The organism is Alphaproteobacteria bacterium (assembly GCA_015062495.1).
GTDB lineage: Bacteria > Pseudomonadota > Alphaproteobacteria > Rs-D84 > Rs-D84 > Enterousia.
Map to the genome: position 1 here is coordinate 48,660 of SUUN01000002.1, position 17,230 is coordinate 65,889.

The 17,230-nt window shown below is 44.4% G+C and carries 16 protein-coding genes; 7 read left to right on the top strand and 9 right to left on the bottom strand.

Features of this window, described 5'->3' with window-relative positions; translation table 11 throughout:
* Positions 1–129 precede the first annotated feature (129 nt).
* From E7008_02775 to E7008_02805, 7 genes are all read right to left on the bottom strand, one after another.
* A complete protein-coding gene (locus tag E7008_02775; protein MBE6456842.1) occupies positions 130–1,410 on the bottom strand; it encodes a hypothetical protein in 1,281 nt (426 codons plus the stop codon).
* Positions 1,411–1,516: 106 nt separating this feature from the next.
* Complete coding sequence (locus tag E7008_02780) at positions 1,517–2,563, bottom strand: hypothetical protein (GenBank protein ID MBE6456843.1); 1,047 nt, start codon at positions 2,561–2,563, stop codon at positions 1,517–1,519.
* A gap of 93 nt (positions 2,564–2,656) precedes the next feature.
* The gene (locus tag E7008_02785) at positions 2,657–3,703 is read right to left on the bottom strand and encodes a hypothetical protein (GenBank protein ID MBE6456844.1); all 1,047 of its coding nucleotides are present in this window, start codon (positions 3,701–3,703) and stop codon (positions 2,657–2,659) included.
* Positions 3,704–3,790: 87 nt separating this feature from the next.
* On the bottom strand, positions 3,791–5,413 hold the full coding sequence (locus E7008_02790) for a hypothetical protein (protein ID MBE6456845.1): 1,623 nt from the start codon (positions 5,411–5,413) through the stop codon (positions 3,791–3,793).
* Between the two features lie 69 nt (positions 5,414–5,482).
* Entirely contained in the window at positions 5,483–7,576 is a 2,094-nt protein-coding gene (locus E7008_02795) for a hypothetical protein (GenBank protein MBE6456846.1), read from the bottom strand.
* A 34-nt stretch (positions 7,577–7,610) separates the two neighbouring features.
* On the bottom strand, positions 7,611–9,689 hold the full coding sequence (locus tag E7008_02800) for a hypothetical protein (protein MBE6456847.1): 2,079 nt from the start codon (positions 9,687–9,689) through the stop codon (positions 7,611–7,613).
* Between the two features lie 80 nt (positions 9,690–9,769).
* On the bottom strand, positions 9,770–10,510 hold the full coding sequence (locus E7008_02805) for a porin family protein (protein ID MBE6456848.1): 741 nt from the start codon (positions 10,508–10,510) through the stop codon (positions 9,770–9,772).
* 109 nt (positions 10,511–10,619) lie between these two features.
* On the opposite strand from E7008_02805, the gene E7008_02810 reads away from it, so the two are divergent.
* The 5 genes from E7008_02810 (at position 10,620) to E7008_02830 (ending at position 13,957) form a co-directional block, all read left to right on the top strand.
* Positions 10,620–11,015, top strand: a complete 396-nt coding sequence (locus E7008_02810) for a hypothetical protein (GenBank protein ID MBE6456849.1) — start codon at positions 10,620–10,622, stop codon at positions 11,013–11,015.
* 66 nt (positions 11,016–11,081) lie between these two features.
* Positions 11,082–11,876, top strand: a complete 795-nt coding sequence (locus tag E7008_02815; GenBank protein MBE6456850.1) for an ATP-binding cassette domain-containing protein — start codon at positions 11,082–11,084, stop codon at positions 11,874–11,876.
* Between the two features lie 3 nt (positions 11,877–11,879).
* Positions 11,880–12,716 (top strand): hypothetical protein, encoded by an 837-nt coding sequence (locus tag E7008_02820; protein MBE6456851.1) that lies wholly within the window; start codon positions 11,880–11,882, stop codon positions 12,714–12,716.
* Position 12,717: 1 nt separating this feature from the next.
* Entirely contained in the window at positions 12,718–13,230 is a 513-nt protein-coding gene (locus E7008_02825) for a YdcF family protein (protein ID MBE6456852.1), read from the top strand.
* A gap of 19 nt (positions 13,231–13,249) precedes the next feature.
* Entirely contained in the window at positions 13,250–13,957 is a 708-nt protein-coding gene (locus E7008_02830; GenBank protein ID MBE6456853.1) for a hypothetical protein, read from the top strand.
* Positions 13,958–13,995: 38 nt separating this feature from the next.
* Here the strand turns inward: E7008_02830 and E7008_02835 are convergent, their stop codons facing one another.
* Together E7008_02835 and tolB are read right to left on the bottom strand one after the other, a co-directional pair.
* A complete protein-coding gene (locus tag E7008_02835) occupies positions 13,996–14,406 on the bottom strand; it encodes a nuclease (GenBank protein ID MBE6456854.1) in 411 nt (136 codons plus the stop codon).
* 54 nt (positions 14,407–14,460) lie between these two features.
* A complete protein-coding gene (gene tolB, locus E7008_02840) occupies positions 14,461–15,777 on the bottom strand; it encodes a Tol-Pal system protein TolB (GenBank protein ID MBE6456855.1) in 1,317 nt (438 codons plus the stop codon).
* A gap of 262 nt (positions 15,778–16,039) precedes the next feature.
* Here tolB and E7008_02845 point away from each other — a divergent pair, with 262 nt between their 5' ends.
* Positions 16,040–16,234 (top strand): hypothetical protein, encoded by a 195-nt coding sequence (locus E7008_02845; protein MBE6456856.1) that lies wholly within the window; start codon positions 16,040–16,042, stop codon positions 16,232–16,234.
* A 17-nt stretch (positions 16,235–16,251) separates the two neighbouring features.
* The gene (locus tag E7008_02850) at positions 16,252–17,199 is read left to right on the top strand and encodes a hypothetical protein (protein MBE6456857.1); all 948 of its coding nucleotides are present in this window, start codon (positions 16,252–16,254) and stop codon (positions 17,197–17,199) included.
* The last annotated feature ends 31 nt before the right edge of the window (positions 17,200–17,230 follow it).

A 17,230-nucleotide genomic window follows, 5' to 3' on the forward strand; every position in this document is an offset into this window, starting at 1 on the left:
CCATATCGCACAAGGACAAAATGACGCATATTGCAAAAATTTTTTCACAATTTTTGTAATATGGCCAAAATCAAAACCTTATCCGGTTTGGGTGGTACACCACCCACCCCGGATAATATATTCAGGCTATTAATAGGAAACCTTTTCCCATTGGATTGTCCCCTCTTTGGCAACCAAAGAACACGTACCTGTGCTACAATAGCTAGGCAAGCCTTCATAATAAGACTTGATAGTTGTCCAAGTCCCATCCTTGTTACCCAACTGATAATCAGCTGTCGATTTCGCCTGTTTTGTATCAGCTGTTGCCTGGGCATCATCACCGGCTTTTTTCGCCGCCGCTACTGCTGCGTTATTTGTTGTTTGATATTCACCCAATGCAGCCGCTGCTGTTGCTTCTGCACCAGATTTTGCAGTTGCTGCTGCAGAATCTGCATACGCTTTCAAAGTCGTATCCTGAGCACTCTGAGAATCTGCCAACGCATCATTTGTAACATAATCTTTCAATGCACCGTTATCACCAGTAACCGCATTAGCGATTGCAGTAGAAACTTCTGATGAATTCATAAATTCTGCGTCTGCCGCTGTTTTTGTATAAACATCTGCAGAATTTGCCTTTAACGACAACGCTGCATCGTTGGATTCGATATAAGCGTCAATATCTGCCTGGGCATCATCACCGGCTTTTTTCGCCGCCGCTACTGCTTCAGCATTTGTTGTTTTATATGCATCCAAATCTGCCTGGGCATCATCACCGGCTTTTTTCGCCGTCGCTACTGCTGCATCATTTGTTGTTTTATATGCATTCAATGCAGCCGCTGCTGTTGCTTCTGCACCAGATTTTGCAGTTGCTGCTGCATCAGCTGCTACAGAATCTGCATACGCTTTCAAAGTCGTATCCTGAGCACTCTGAGAATCTGCCAACGCATCATTTGTAACATAATCTTTCAATGCACCGTTATCACCAGTAACCGCACTAGCGATTGCTGCTGAAACTTCTGATGAATTCATAAATTCTGCATCTGCCGCTGTTTTTGTATAAACATCTGCAGAATTTGCCTTTAATGCCAACGCCGCATTGTTGGATTCGATATAAGCGTCAATATCTGCCTGGGCATCATCACCGGCTTGTTTCGCCGCCGCTACTGCCGCATCGTTTGATGTTTGATAAGAAGTAAAGCTGGACGAAAGTTCATCAATAACTGTACCATAACCATCATCCATAGTAGTCATCCCATCCTTCAACTCGTTAATAGCACCAACCAAGTTCGTTTTTTCTGTCGTAGTCAAATTGCTCAACGTACCGGCAGTCGCCGTAATCTGCTTACCAACATAGTCTGTTGATGCGATTTCTGCGTTTGCTGCGCTGACCGCCATCATTGCAAACAGAGATACTGTTAATATTTTTTTCATTTTTCTTTCCTTTCTTTCTTGTTTTGTCTTTGGTTTATTTGATTTTTTTTATTTATGCCGTGGGCGAACCACCACCCACGACACAAAATTTCACGTGGCGTGATTATTATTCACCTTCACGCGCAATCAGTTCCCAATAGTAAGTCGCCTGACCATTTGCCGACGTAGCGGTCAAAACATACTTACCATCTGTTTCATTTGCAGCCGTTGGAATTGTCAATTTTTCTGCCAAGGATTCAGACAATCCTGTAACCTTAGAAGATGAAACAGCCGAAATCTTTTCGTCGGTAACAGCACCATTTGCAATCTTGCCAGATTGAACCGCGCCATCTGCCAATTTAGCCGTTGTCACCGCCAAATTATCAATATCATCTGTACCAACGGTATCTTTATATGCCAACGCCTTCAAGCTCGATTTCAACGCATAAGATGTCAAAGCCGTTTCCATCGCAGAGGTTTTCGCATACTGATCCAAATTAGCCGCCGTGAACGCATCTGCAATGGATTTTGCAACAGAACCCGTCGTATTTTCATCGCCATTCAACGTTGCAATCGCGCTTGTATTGGTTGCAATATTTGCCGCATTTGTTTCAACCGCCGTTTTATCACCCTTTAATTCCAAAGCCGCATTCAAATCTGTTGTTGTGGTATAGTCACCCAACGCAGTTTCAATAGCACCAGAAACCTCTTCTGCATTCTGGAATGAATCAATCTCTGTCTGCAAACTTTCATCCAACTTTGCCTTAGAAATAGAGCCATCCTTCAAGGTTAACGAACCACCCTGAACATTTTCAATATCCTGTTGCAAGGTTGCAACCTTGGCAACCAGGCCATTTGTTTCATCGTTAACCGTTGTTTCCAACGCATCAATATCCTGTTCAGCAGTTGCAATTGCATCCGCATTCGCCTGAACAGCCGCATCATTGGTTGTCTTATAGCCAGCCAAATCATCCGCAACGGCCTTGGTCGCATTTTCGGCTGCGGTTTTATTATTTGTAACGGTTTGTGTTAATGACGTAACGGCCGATGTAATTGAACCTTGTTCACCAACAAAACTGTCAACATAGCCCTTAGATGCAACGGCTGCGTCTGCACCAGATGTCGCACACAGGCCCAACATAACGGTAAATATACCAGCTGTTAATTTTTTCATGATTTTCCCTTCCCTTCATTCGGTTATTTCATCCTATCATTTTTTGCCAATGTGTGTAAAGACAAAAAACGAATCGGATGAAATATTTTTAAATTAGTTAGACGCCGTTGGTGTTGCGGTCAATGGTGTCCATGCAAAAGTACCATCCGATGTCATAGACAGAACACAAGTATTGGATTCAGACTGACATTCCTCTGGGACATTCGCCGTCGCCAATAATGTCAGAGTATCCGCATTTGCTTTCTTGGCAATTTCTTCTGTATTCGTTGCAACCTGGGCAACAGTTTCAGTTGTAACACCGGAATTCACCGCCGCCAATTGCCCCTCGGTCAAAGTATCCTGTTTGCCAGACAAAGCAGATGTTGCCGCCTGGTCAGCTTCCTTACGCGCTGTTTCTTCTGCAGTCAAGGCGGACTGTTTTGCATAATCAGCCAACGTTGTATTTAAAACTGCTGTTGTTGTGTAATCCGCAAATTTTGCATCAACATCACTCAAAGCAGTTTTTGTCGCAAATGTTGAATCTGCGTCTGTTTTGGAATAAACGTCGGCTGTATTCGCCTTGCCGGCAACCGCATTTGCGATATCTGTTGCAACCTGAGTTTTATCGGCCTTTAAAGCCAAAGCATTATTAACATCTTGGGTTTTGGCATAACCTTCCAAGGAAATATTACCTTCGCCAATATCTGTCAAAGTTTGCGAAACGTAAGCCTTTACTTCATCCTGGGTATAAGTTTGTGTTTTTGCATAAACACTATCTACATCAGCCTTGGTTGCCAATAATTCATTTGCTTCCGTTTTTGTATAAACATCGGCTGCATTTGCCTTGGTTGCTACAACTTCTTCCAAAGCATCAACTTCGTCCTGGGCCTTGTCTGCTGCTGCCTGTGCTGTTGCAACCGCGCCATCTTCGGCTGCGATAACATTTGTAATCTGCTGGCTTACCTGTGTTTCTGTCAGGTATGTATCAGCCGCTGCTTCCTTGGTCAGATAATTATTTGTGATGTTTTCAACAGATGTCGAAACCTCACCAATTTTGCTGTCAACATAGCCCTGGGACGCAACAGTAACCGCCGCGTTCGCACCGGTGACGCCTAAAATCGCCGCCATTGCGCCTGAAAACATGATGTTTTTTACTTTCATTTTTTTCCTTCCTTTCTTTCGTTTTTTTTATTTTGTTTTATTTTACCATTTTTCAGCGAATCGCGTCAATGGCTAAATATGCTCTTATTAATTGTTATTCAACGCACCCGCAATAACAACCCATGTCAAATTACCTTCGGTATCCGACGACAGTGCACACGCCCCAGATGCCGACTTACATGCCTCGGTCGGGGCTGGGATTGCTGCATATGCAACAACACGGACATCTTCAACCGTTTCATCCAATTCGGCAATGTCGGCGGTATTTGTGCTAACCTGGGTTTGCAGTGTAGACAGATCGCCCGCCACTTCGTTCACCTTGGTAACCGCCGCATTTGCAATCGTCTGGGACACTGCGATTGATGGATACTTGGTTGCCTTGTCCGCAGAACTCATGGCTTCAATCTGTTCAGCGGTGGCGTCTGAGACCTTGTTCGCAACCATTTCCACATCCGCAGATTTTGCATAATCAGTCAATGCTGCATCGGTAATATAACCCGCGTCATTTTCAAATTCCGAAACCTTGGTTGGGATTGTCGGTATTAATAATTCCACCGCATCAATCGCCGCCGTTAATTCCGCATCGGTCGCGTATGTGTCGCCCAGTTTGCTGATTGTTTCCTGGATTGTGGTAACTGTGGATGCATCTGCCTTGCCAGACTGCAATGCTGTAACCGCATCTTCCAGTGTTTTCAAATCTGCCGCAACCAGATATTCACCCTTGGCCTGCTTTTCATCAATGGCCGCCTGTAATGTCGTCTGCAAATTCGTCAAATCCTGATCCGTTGCCAAACCTTCAATTGATGGGATTTCTGGTTTGTCATTCAAATCATTATATGAACCAGATGTCGCAACCGCCGCCAAATCGGATAATTTTACATACCCTTCCAAACTTGGGATACTAATCGCATTAATTTTGGCCAACAATTCTGCGTCCGCCGTCGTCATATCAGTTTTGGTCGCATACGTGTCGCCCAGTTTGCTAATTGATTCCTGGATTGTGGTAATTGTGGATGCGTCTGCCTTGCCAGACTGCAATTCCGCAACCGCATCACTCAGTTCTGTCAAATCCGACGCAACCAGATAGTCACCGGCAATCTGCTTGTTCGCAATTTCTGTTTCCAATGCAGAACGCAAATCTGTTAAATCCTGATCCGTTGCCAAACCTTCAATTGATGGAATGTCTGGTTTGTTCGTCAAATCAGCATATGAACCCGATGTCGCAACCGACGCCAAGTCCGCAGTTTTTGCATACGCAGACAAATCAATATTATCAATCGCCGACTGAACATTCGCAATCGCCGTGCTTACTTCGTCATCTGTGGCATATGTGTCACCCAATGCGTCAACTGTGTTTTGTAACGCTTCCAGGTCTGCAACCGTGGCCTTGCCCGATTCCAATGCAGCAACCGCTTCGTTCAATTCTGTCAAGCTGTCCGCCGTTAACACATCGCCTACATTCGCCTTGGAATCCAATGCCGCCTTTAATTCATTAATAGCCGGAATTGCCAATTTAGCTTCTGTATCAAGGGTCAACCATGCACCAGACGAGTCCTTGGTATTCAACATATCACGCAACAAAAGAATGTTGTTTTGCAGAGACTTATCCTGCTTATCAACATAGGTTTTCGTCACAGTTACCGAATACGCAGGACTAGCGATCAAAGCCGCAATTAAAGAGAATAATAAAAAATTTGTTTTCTTAACCATTTTTCGCGCCAATTTCACAATTGCTCCCATTTATTTATAAGAGAAACAGCATTTTGCTACTCTCTAATCCTACATATCAAAACCACTATCGCCCATCAAATCCAATGTATCCAGCCAATCATAACCTTCTGGTTTACCATCTTCACCGATACTCAACATCAGCACATATTCACCATATGTTGTTGGTGTTGCTGTCGGATTCGGAACAAATGACGAAGTATCAACACTTGCAGAAATCGTATTATCTGTAATGGTAATACCCGCACCAGCAGTCAATGTATCTTGCTTGGCATTCAGTTCGTCTTTGGTTGCCAGCGTTGCCGTTGCCGTGTCAATTGCTTGGGAAACTTGGGTCGATGTCTGATAACCGGCCTCGTTAATAGTCTTGATATCGGCTGTATTCGTACTGACCTGGGTCTGCAACGATGACAAATCACCTGCAACTTCGTTCACCTTGGTAACAGCCGCATCTGCAATTGTCTGCGCCACGGCAATCGATGGATATTTCGATTGCTTCTCGGTCGAACCCATCGCTTCAATTTCATCAGCGGTGGCCGACGAAACCTTGTTCGATACACTTTCCTTGCCCGCCAAAGCCGCTTCAACATCCGCTGTTTTTGCATAGTCCGCCAGGCTTGGGATTTCAATTGCATCAATTGCATTCTGTAATGCAGTATCCGCCGCGGTCATATCAGACTTGGTGGCATATGTATTGCCCAGATTGTTAATTGTTGTTTGAATCGTTTCAACCGTGGATGCGTCCGCCTTGCCAGACTGCAATGCTGCAACCGCATCATTCAGTGTTTGCAAATCTGCCGCAACCAGATATTCACCCTTGGCCTGCTTTTCATCAATCGCCGCCTGTAATGTCGCCTGCAAATTCGTCAAAGCCTGTTCGGTTGCCAAACCTTCAATTGATGGAATTTCTGGTTTGTCATTCAAATCATTATATGAACCAGATGTCGCAACCGCCGCCAAATCAGATGACTTTACATACCCTTCCAAACTTGGGATTTCAATTGCATTAATTTTGGCCAACAAATCTGCATCCGCCGTCGTCATATCAGACTTGGTTGCATATGTATTACCCAAATTATTAATTGTTGTTTGAATCGTTTCAACCGTGGATGCGTTTGCCTTGCCAGACTGCAATTCCGCAATCGCATCATTCAGTTCCGTCAAATCCGCCGCAACCAGATATTCACCCTTGGCCTGCTTATCTTCAATTGCCGCTTCCAAGGTTGTTTTTAAATTTGCCAACTCTTGATCTGTTGCCATATCCGCAATCGCTGTGGTAATCGCACCCTGAACATCAGTTGATGTCTGATAACCTGCGCTCTTCAACGCATTAATTTCGGCTGTGTTGCCATTAACCAGTGCCGTCAATGCATCCAACGCAGATGTTGTCGCATATCCATCCAAATCAATTTCACCACCGGCCACTGCATCCGCAATCTTTTGATCAATTACATCTTTGGTATAAACATTGTTCTTTAATGTGCCCAGCTCAGTCGATATCGCTGTCAATGCATCCGCCGTGGCATAATCACCAGAATCCTGCTTTTTCGCAATTTCTGTCTCCAATGCAGTACGCAGTTCAGTCAATTGTGTGTTTGTTACCAAATTCGACACATCTGGAATCTTAATCGCATCAATTGCCGCCTGTAATCTTTCCTCGGCCGATGTTAATTCAGATTTTTTTGCATAATCCGCAGAAATCGTATTAACCGTTGTTTGCAAATTTTCAACAACCGTTTTGTCAACAGTACCGCTTTGCAACGTTTCAACCGTTGTCTTTAACGTTTCCAATTCTGCCGCATCTGCATAATCACCCTTGGCCTGCTTGTCATCAATCGCCGCCTGCAACGTTGTCTTCAAGTTATTCAAATCCGTTTCAGTCAGATAACCCGCTGCCTTTAAATCTGCAATATCCAGTGTATTCTGATTCACCTGTGTCGCAACCGTATTCAAAGATTCCTGGGTAGCCTTTTGACCAACCGTCGTTTCCAACGCTTCCAAATCAATCAAGTTTGCCTTACCCGCCAACTGCGTATCAACATACGACTTACTTGCCAGATTAACCGATGCCGCATCCGCCGCACCGCAAAGGCCCGCAAATATCATGGCCGCAAATCCTGAAAAAGCAATATTCTTAACTTTCATAATCCTTTCCTTTCTTTACACAGTTTTGCAACCGTTATTCCGCATCAACCGTTACAGAAACCCACGATGAAGTTCCATCCCCATTGGACATCAGCATCACCATTTCGCCCTCGGCCGCACCAGTATTAATTTTATCAGATGTAACCGCGCCCGCCTGAATCTTGTCCGCAGTAATCGAACCATCTGGAATTTCATATGCATTCATTGCATTTGAAACCGTGGTATCAACCTGGGTCGTCGTCACATACTGATTCATATCTGGCGCACCTTCTAAATCTGCATAGTTACCAGATATCGCAACCGGCGACAATTCAGATTTCTTGACATAATCCGTCAAAGACTCCGTCAGGGCCGTCAACCCATTTGACAATTCTGTATCCTTGGCTTCCAATGCCGCCTTGGCTTCATTCAGTGCCGCAACCGTCGCATAGTCTGACAAATCAATTTCACCACCAGACACCGCATCCGCAATCTTTTGATTGATTTCTTCACGCGTATAAGAATCATTTTTCAATTCTGCCAACGCATCCGAAACATCCTGCAACGCACCAGATGTCGCATAATCACCCGCATCGGCCTTGGCATTAATCTGCGATTCCAACGCAGTGCGCAATGTCGTCAAATCATCCTGGGTTATCAGTGTTGGTTTATCCGTCAAATCATTGTACGAACCCGTTTTCGCCACATCTGCCAAATCTTCCAATTCCGCCGCATTCAAATTCGCCAAATTCTGGGCCGCATCTGCCGCCACCTTGGCCGCATCCGCAGCAGACTGCGCTGCTTCTACCTCGCTCGTAATAGACGCCGTAATGATATCCAAAGCACCCTGTTTTACATACCCTGCATCATTTTCAAACTCAGAAACCTTGGTTGGCACAACCGGAATATCGCCCTTGGTCGCGAACTTTGCATCCGCTTCTGCCTTGGTATAATAATTCGTTAATTCAATCTGCCCCTTATTAATATTATCAATCGCGGCCTGCAATTCAGATTTTGCAGTTTCCAACTCACCCTTGGTCGCCAAATTTGCTATTTTAGCATCAATCGCCTGCGAAACCTGATCCGCTGTCTGCAAACCTGCAATCGCCTGCGTCACATAATCAGAAGTTATAAAATCTTTGACCGAATCCTTGGTCGCCAATTTTGCCATCTCTGTTTGCAATTCAGTAATTTCGCCCTTGGTCGCCAAATCCTGAATCATCGACTCAACCGCATCAGACTTCACAAAATCCTTAATCTGTTCCTGTGTCGCCACATCTTCCAACTGCGCCATCACAGATTCAACCTGTGAACTCAAACCTTCTACATCTTCTTGCAATTGCGATACTGTTTCGCCACTTGCACCACCACTTTGCAATCCCTCAACCGTCGATTCCAAATCAGCAACACGATTTAACAAATCATCCGACGCAATATCACCCAAACCATCAACTGTCTTTTTCAACGATTCCAGCCCAGTTTCCAACGTCGCAATCGCCGTTTCATTTGCAGACACACGCCCCGTCAACGTATCCAGCGCATCCTGCAAGGCTTTCAACCCTTCAAACGACGCAAAACCACCGGACCACACTTCTTTATCGCCCTGGCTGATTGTCAGTTTACCATCTTCTTCCTCAACCGAAATTCTATAACCACCATCGGTCATATCATTCAAATCTTTTTGTAACTGTTTTACATCAACCTGCATCTGTTCAATATCAATCAACAGATCGCCAAACTTACCATCATATTCGCCAAGCCCCAGCACTTCTTCCAATTTCGTCACGCGCTGTTCGACACCTGCCTGGCCTAAGTTACCACCACTGGACGGCTTACTACTAACCGCACTGGACGACGCCAAATATTTTCCAATGGACAAACGTGGACTGGCCGCGGCGCGCGTCGATGTTGACGCTGTCGTTGTTGTATCACCGACACGCATCGAACCACCACGCACAGTGGATTTCGCAGCACTGGTTGATTTCGACCCCGTTGACGCGGCACTGGACGCACTTGAATAAGTCCCCGCCCCACCCAAGGAACGCACCGCCGGCGCACCAAACGATGGCATTGCCATCGCTGTGCACAACACGCAAACTATTGATAGTGTTGATATTTTTAATTCGTTTTTCATAAGCTCTCTTCTCTGCTATTTTTAGTTTATCACATTTTGCGAATCGGGGTCAATACCCTTTTTCCTAAATTTTAATTTTTTTAAAATTCATACCGCAATCCAACCGATATCGAGTTATCCAAAATCAGCCCAATATCATTGCTGATATCGTATTCATTACCGTCCAGATACTCAAACTGGCGCGTATGTTCTGGCCCCCACAGCATCGCCAAACGATAACGGAAATCCAACAACAAATTATAATCCAGATGATATGACCAACCCGCCATCAAACCAACCATTGGCGAAACATTACGCTCTGAACTGTCACCACCTGTAAAGAAAGTCCCCTGCCAGCGCACCTTGGGCAACGCAACACCCAATCCAGCCCCAACATACAGACCATTTGCAAAATCATAATACCCATTTGCCATTACATACGGAACTGTCAACTTAAAGGTCGTCCCAACATCTTCTTCTTCAAATTCGGAAATAATACCAGCCTCAACTTCGGCACGCCAAAAATAATTAAATGTACGACCTGCAAAAACGTTCCCGCCCAACAACAGTTCTGTAAAACTTTCTGACCTATCTAATTCTGACGCGTTTGGCGCACTGGTACTATATTCATTTTCCCAGTTCATTATATTTAAATCCAGTCGTCCACCGATATACCAGTGTCCAACCTCGGCCCGGTCTGTGTAATCATATGTAACCTTGTAAACGCCATCCTGGCCACGTTGCAAATAATTAGGCGCCGCATTCGCCGCAGTTGTTGCCAATGCCATTACACCCAAAACAGATACTATTTTTTTCATTATACACCCTCCATTTTTTCCCATAGTATATCACAAATCGCCCCCATTTCCAAAGCACAAAAATATGCTATTGACATCTTTTTGCATTTTTTGCTAATTTTTTTACATACAAGACAAAGAAAGGATTTTCATCATGAAAAAATATTTGGTTATTTTGGCGGCACTGTCCATCAACGCATGTACACACGTCCCATCCGACATATCCGGACATCAGGTTTTTTTCGACTTTGATTCAGCAAAAATTTCCGACGACGCACGCGATGAACTGGAATCCCAGGCATTATATATGAAGAAAAACCCAGACACCACCATTGTAATCGAAGGTCGCTGCGACGAACGTGGTTCAACTGAATACAATCTGGCATTGGGTGCATTGCGCGCCGGCAACGCTGCCCACGTAATTATCCAGGACGGCGTTGAATCCGAACGCATCAAAACAGTATCTTATGGCAAAGAAAACCCAATCTATCCGGGCACAGGCGAAGAAGTCTGGTCAAAAAACCGCAACGCCACAACCCGTGTAAAATAAAAATTCCCCCCACACACGGGGGATTTTTATTTGACGATATATTTTTTTTCTATTATATTTTCAAACATGGAAGAAAAGACTGCAATCTCGTTCGCAAATGTGGCGGCGTGTTATGACGGCACACCCGAAATTCTGACTGATGTTTCTTTTAATATCAGCAGTGGTGCATTTTATTTTCTATCGGGCGCATCTGGCGCGGGCAAAACCACATTATTACGCCTGATATACCAATTGCACAAACCATCACGCGGACAGATAAAATTATTTGGTCGCATCACCAACGACATGACGCGCGACGAAATCACACAAATTCGGCAAAAAATGGCCATTGTTTTCCAGGATTATTCACTGCTGTCACATCTATCGGTGTTTGATAATGTCGCCCTGCCCCTGCGCGTACGTGGCATGCCCGAAGTTAAAATAAAAAAATTGGTAACCAAGGTACTTGACTGGGTCGGTCTGGGCAAATTCGCCGACGCTGCGCCATTGACACTATCCGGCGGACAAAAGCAACGCGTATCGGTCGCACGCGCGATCACAATCCAGCCCACAATTTTATTAGCAGACGAACCAACCGGCAATCTGGACGACGAAAACGCATCACGCCTGATGGAACTGTTCATACAAATGAACAAAATGTTTGGCACAACAATTATTCTGGCCACACACAGTAAAAAGTTGATGGAAACCTATAAATTTCCTGTAATCCACGTCGAAAATCATCGGGTCAGTTTTTCTGGAAAATCCACCCCTATGACACAAAAAAACGATTCGGACGCTAAACGCATATGGCGCGGTCCAAAACCACAAAATTATTTTACAGAACTGTCCAAACAGTTTGACGATATCGGGAACGCATAAGAAATGAAAAAACCTGTTGTATTTTCTTTGGTACGCGAACAATCCATGTTTATGACGGCAATTATGTCGTTATTAACATTCTTATCTGTACTGGCACTGGGGATTGCGCTGTCTATTGGCACTGGCGTAATGCGTTGGAACGCACAATGGGAAAATTTTGCCACCGTCCAGGTAACAAACCCAGACAACATTAATAAGACCAAGAAAATCATCACGGACAACGCCGACAAAATAAAAACACTTAACGAAATCAGCACAGACCAGATGAACGAATTAATGTCACCATGGATATCGGGGGGCGGTGTATTAAAAAACTATTTACCAAAAATGTGGGAAATTGAATTCAACACAACCGCCGATTTAAAATCGGTTGGCGAACAGATATCAAAGCACGCACGATTTTTAACACATGCCACGGCCCTGAAATCATCCACGGGGGCGGGTTGGAAAATGATACTTATGTCATCTTTTATATTGATTTTGACCATTGGCGCAATCGGCATATGCATTTCATATATCGCACGCAACACGGCAATGTTACACCGCCGGGAATTAGAAATATTGAATCAAATTGGCGCATCTGACAATTTCATTGCCCACCAAATGCAGATAATCGTCGCAAAAATCAGCGCAACCGCCGCCACAATTGGTTTTATTGCAGCAACACCTGTATTGCTGCTGATTATATCCACGGCCCACAGTGCCCGCGTTGGCTTGATGGCTATGCTGGGGCTGTCGGGGGGCGGATGGCTCACACTTGCATTATTACCTGTGGCAATCGTTCTGTTTTCCATATGGACGACCCAGCGCACAACAATCAAGATACTGAAAAATTCATAACATGCGCAAATTATTGACCCCATCTTTTGTAATTTTTGCATGCTTTATACTGGGTGGCATGATTTTTAAATCTGTTGCGCCAATTCGTTGTGACACAATTTATCCAAACGACAGTATTTTTGTTTTGACCGGTGATGAACGACGGATTCCATTCGCCATGCGCAAAATGCGCGAATTTCCAACCGCCGACCTGTACATCATCGGTGCAGGCGCTCAGGGAAAAATAGACGTCGCGCGTCCTGCGGTTATTGAATCAACATCCAAATCCACATATCAAAACGCCCTGGCCATACGCGACATCGCAACCGCCCGCAATCTGAAACGCGTTGTCATCATCACAACCGAAGACCACATAAACCGTGCCACATACCTGATAAAAAACGAATTACCAATGGTCGATGTTATTGCATGTCCTGCAACCTTGGCCGGCATGCCCCCAACAAAAAGACTTGAAAGATGGGCCACCGAATATATAAAATACATTGCAACAATGCTGGGGATCAAGGAAAGTTAATTTTATCAAAGGAAGAAAAATGTTCAGAACCATTATATTTAAAATCGCATTGGCAACACACTTTATTTTATGGTCGCCTATATTATTAATCGGGCTGATTAACAAGAAATTATGTGGTTGGCTGGTATTCCACTGCGCATATGGCGTATTGATTGTGGCGCGTATATTTGGTGGCATAAAATATCGCGTAGTATTTCCACAAAACGAAGAAAATGGTATCCCCATGATACCAAACGAAAACCATCGCCTGGATGGCAAGGTTATAATCGCTGCCAAACATATGTCCATTCTTGAAATTGCCGTTATTTCCAAGGTTGTACGCAACACATTTTTCATTATGAAACGCGAATTAATGTGGATTCCAATCTATGGCTGGGCATTTTGGCGCATGGGCATGATTGGTGTAAATCGCGCGGCGGGCCGTACAAATCTGTCTAAATTATCACACCAGGTTGAAAAAGAGGTTCTGGACGGACGCATCCTGGTAATATTCCCCGAAGGCACACGTGCAAAACCCGGGCAACAGATTCAGTTAAAGGGCGGCCTGCTGTTCCTGGCACGTCACCTGAAATTGCCAATTTTACCGGTTGGCACAGACGCGGGGCTATATTGGCCAAAACATGGTCGCATCACCCCTGGAACAGCCACGGTAACATTTGAACCGATTTTACCCAGCAAGGCATCCCTGGACGAAATCAGCGAAGCAATCAACCGTCACAGCGCATAAAAATAGAATGATTTGTTCTAAAAACAAATCATTATAATTTATTTACACCAAGGTTGGCGTTTACCGCCACTATACGGGCGCGCCAACCCAGAATCAATCATAACCCGCCCAACATCGCGCCCATCAGGCAAAATCACATTGGCATTTATTCGCCCCAGATATTTATCATCTTTGATATTTTGCAAATCAACAACTGTTCCGCGCGGTATTATTGTCGCCAACAAGTCACGCGCACTTTGTGCCATAACCTTTTCTGCCGCGCATTTACCATTTATTTCAGGCGTATCTATATTAATCAAACGCACCCGAACTGTTATTTCAACATCCGCATCCAGCATAACCCCAGCGGAAAAAGTATCACCATCAAAGTGATAATCCACCGTTGCCGGAACCGCATTTGCCACCCCAGACATAAACATACACAGTATAAAAAATAACAATTTTTTCATATTTCCTGTCTCATATCTAATGTTTCACCATAAAAACCGCCCAACGGGCGGTTTTTATGGCAATCGTGGCGACCATGTTGGTTCCAGTCCATTAACCCCATCGGGCAATTCAATATCATATATATTTTGCCCTGTAATATCTACACTGCGAATATGACTGATTCTTTCGATGCCATCAATCGCCTTTTCTGTTTCATAGTATACAATACGCCGCGAACCCGGGGCCCATGATGGGGCCTCCATAAACCAGCCACCGGCCAATATTTTTTCATTCCGCCCCTGGGGATTCATAATACCGACATAGAACGTATCGTCTGCTATTTTTGTAAATGCGATAAATTGACCATCAGGCGACCATGCCGGCGTCGCATATCGCCCCGCCCCATACGTCAGGCGTTCCACCGCCCCCGTTTCCAGATCCAGCATATGAATCTGTTGACGTCCCGACCGATCAGAATTAAATGCCATCTTTTTACCATCTGGCGAATAAGACGGACTGGTATTAATCGAATTACCAAACGTCAACTGACGCAATTCCTTGGTCTCGATATTATATTCATAGATATGTGTAATACCCTTTTTAACCAGCGATATCGCAACCCGCGTACCATCTGGTGAAAAGCGTGGCGCAAAGTTCATGCCACCAAATTGCCCCAACCGACGCTGTTCCCCAGTATCCAGATCCAAAGACCACACCATCGGATCATCATTGTAATAAGACAAAAATACAATCGATTGCATATTTGGCGAAAAATGCGGCGACATAACAAATGTATCCATATCAGACAGATAGCGCATTCCATAGCCGTCCTGGTCCATAATTGCCAAACGTTTAATACGCTTATGCACTGGTCCTGTTTCAGCAATAAACACAATCTGGGTATCAAAGTATCCAACTTCGCCGGTCAAACGTTCATAAATCGCATCCGCCATAATGTGCGCCAAACGACGCGCCGATTTACGCGATGCAACCAAAGATTGCGCTTCTATCTGTTCGCGCCCATCAACATCCCACACAAAGAATTCAAGTTTATATCGATTGTCCGATTCCGCCGACAATTTTGTCTGAACCAACACCTGGGTTTTGATTGCATCCCATGATTTAAAATTCGGCATTTCATGCATTTTTACATACTCTGGAAACGCATCATGATTTACAATTCGAAACAATCCGGTGCGTTTTAAATCACTTTCCACCACCTCGCGTATCATGGTGGCATCTTTGGAACGAACGTCACCAGACACTTCAAATTTTTGCACAGCAATTGAAATTGGATTTGCAGCACCTGCAACAATATCAACCTTTAATTCAGCGCGCGCTGGCAAAACCATAACCAACCCCAACGCAAACAAAAGTAATTTTTTTAACATATAAAACCTTTCCTTAGAAATACATACGTCAATTTTATATGCAGAATATTCAAAAATCAAACCCTATTTGCTAATTGCTCTTTGCGATTTGCGCATTGATTTACACCCGCCCACACACCCCACAACACAACCGTAATTACAGACGTAAATATATTTGTATTGACAATTGTATTTACATTGGTATAGTGCATTGTAATGACCGCGGTATTGTGGTCGGTATAGAGGATTGTCCATGCCAAACGTTATGCAACAATTGTTCATTATGAACATCGAAACACTGTTAAAAGAATACGCCGCATACAAGGCGTTTAACAAATCAGACTGCGTCATCAACATGCGCATTCCACGCCCTATCTTGGACAAAATCAAGGAACTGGCCGACACACAACACGTTCCCTATCAATCACTGATATCATCTGTTTTATATTCGCTGGCCAATATCGAAGACGGCAAATAACCCCAAAGGACACACCCATGGCATTACCAAAAAAATCCGTTATATTTGAAACCCTGAATGCCAAACGCCACCGCATTGACGAAGACACTCAATTCAGCCTGTTCCCAGATTTATGTACCGACACCCCAACCATACACAGTGAATATTGGTATTATTCAGATTTACACAATCTGTTTGGCGAACATTATTTTCCAATTGCCCCGAACATGAATGCACACGCATGGGAAAACCTGGCAATGCCAGTTCCACAAAAATCAAATCGCGCCACACCACAATTGGTGCGCACAGACCTGCCGTTCTATGACGGGCACATCGCAACAATTCGTCACGAATACACACTGGATTACAACGCATATAAATACGCCAAAGATTTACGTCTGTCGCGCTATGCGTGCTGGTGCATGTCACGAAACAAACCCGCAATGATATTTTCGCGCACATATTTCATTTCACCGATTATAAATCCACGTATGAAATTTGACGACATGAAAAATCTATCGTACCAATTTGCCCGCGTCCACCTGCGCGAACAATTAACCGGATACGAAAAAATTATCGCCGGCATATTAAAGAAATACAACGCCGACTATCGCAAATTCAACCACGCGATGACACGCGCATTCTTTTATAACTATACCGCAAACGATTTAAAAGAAATACATCGCATACAAATCAAACCGAACGATCCATTGGCAAACTATATGGGGGCCGCCACATTAAACGCCCGCATAAACGCGATACATAACGCCATTGAACATTTCAAGCGCACCCCAAAACCAAACCTGGCCACATTTGAACAAATCCTGTATCACGAATTGACCAACGCCCGCGTTCGCGAAATTCATGACACATCAATCCGCCCCGAACAGGATATTCACCCCACCCCTGTATCCCAGGTTCAATCACAATTAATGCGCACCGAACGCGATTTCATATTAAAATACAGCAACGAAAAAATCAGATAAAAATTCACAAAAATAAAAATCCCGCATTACG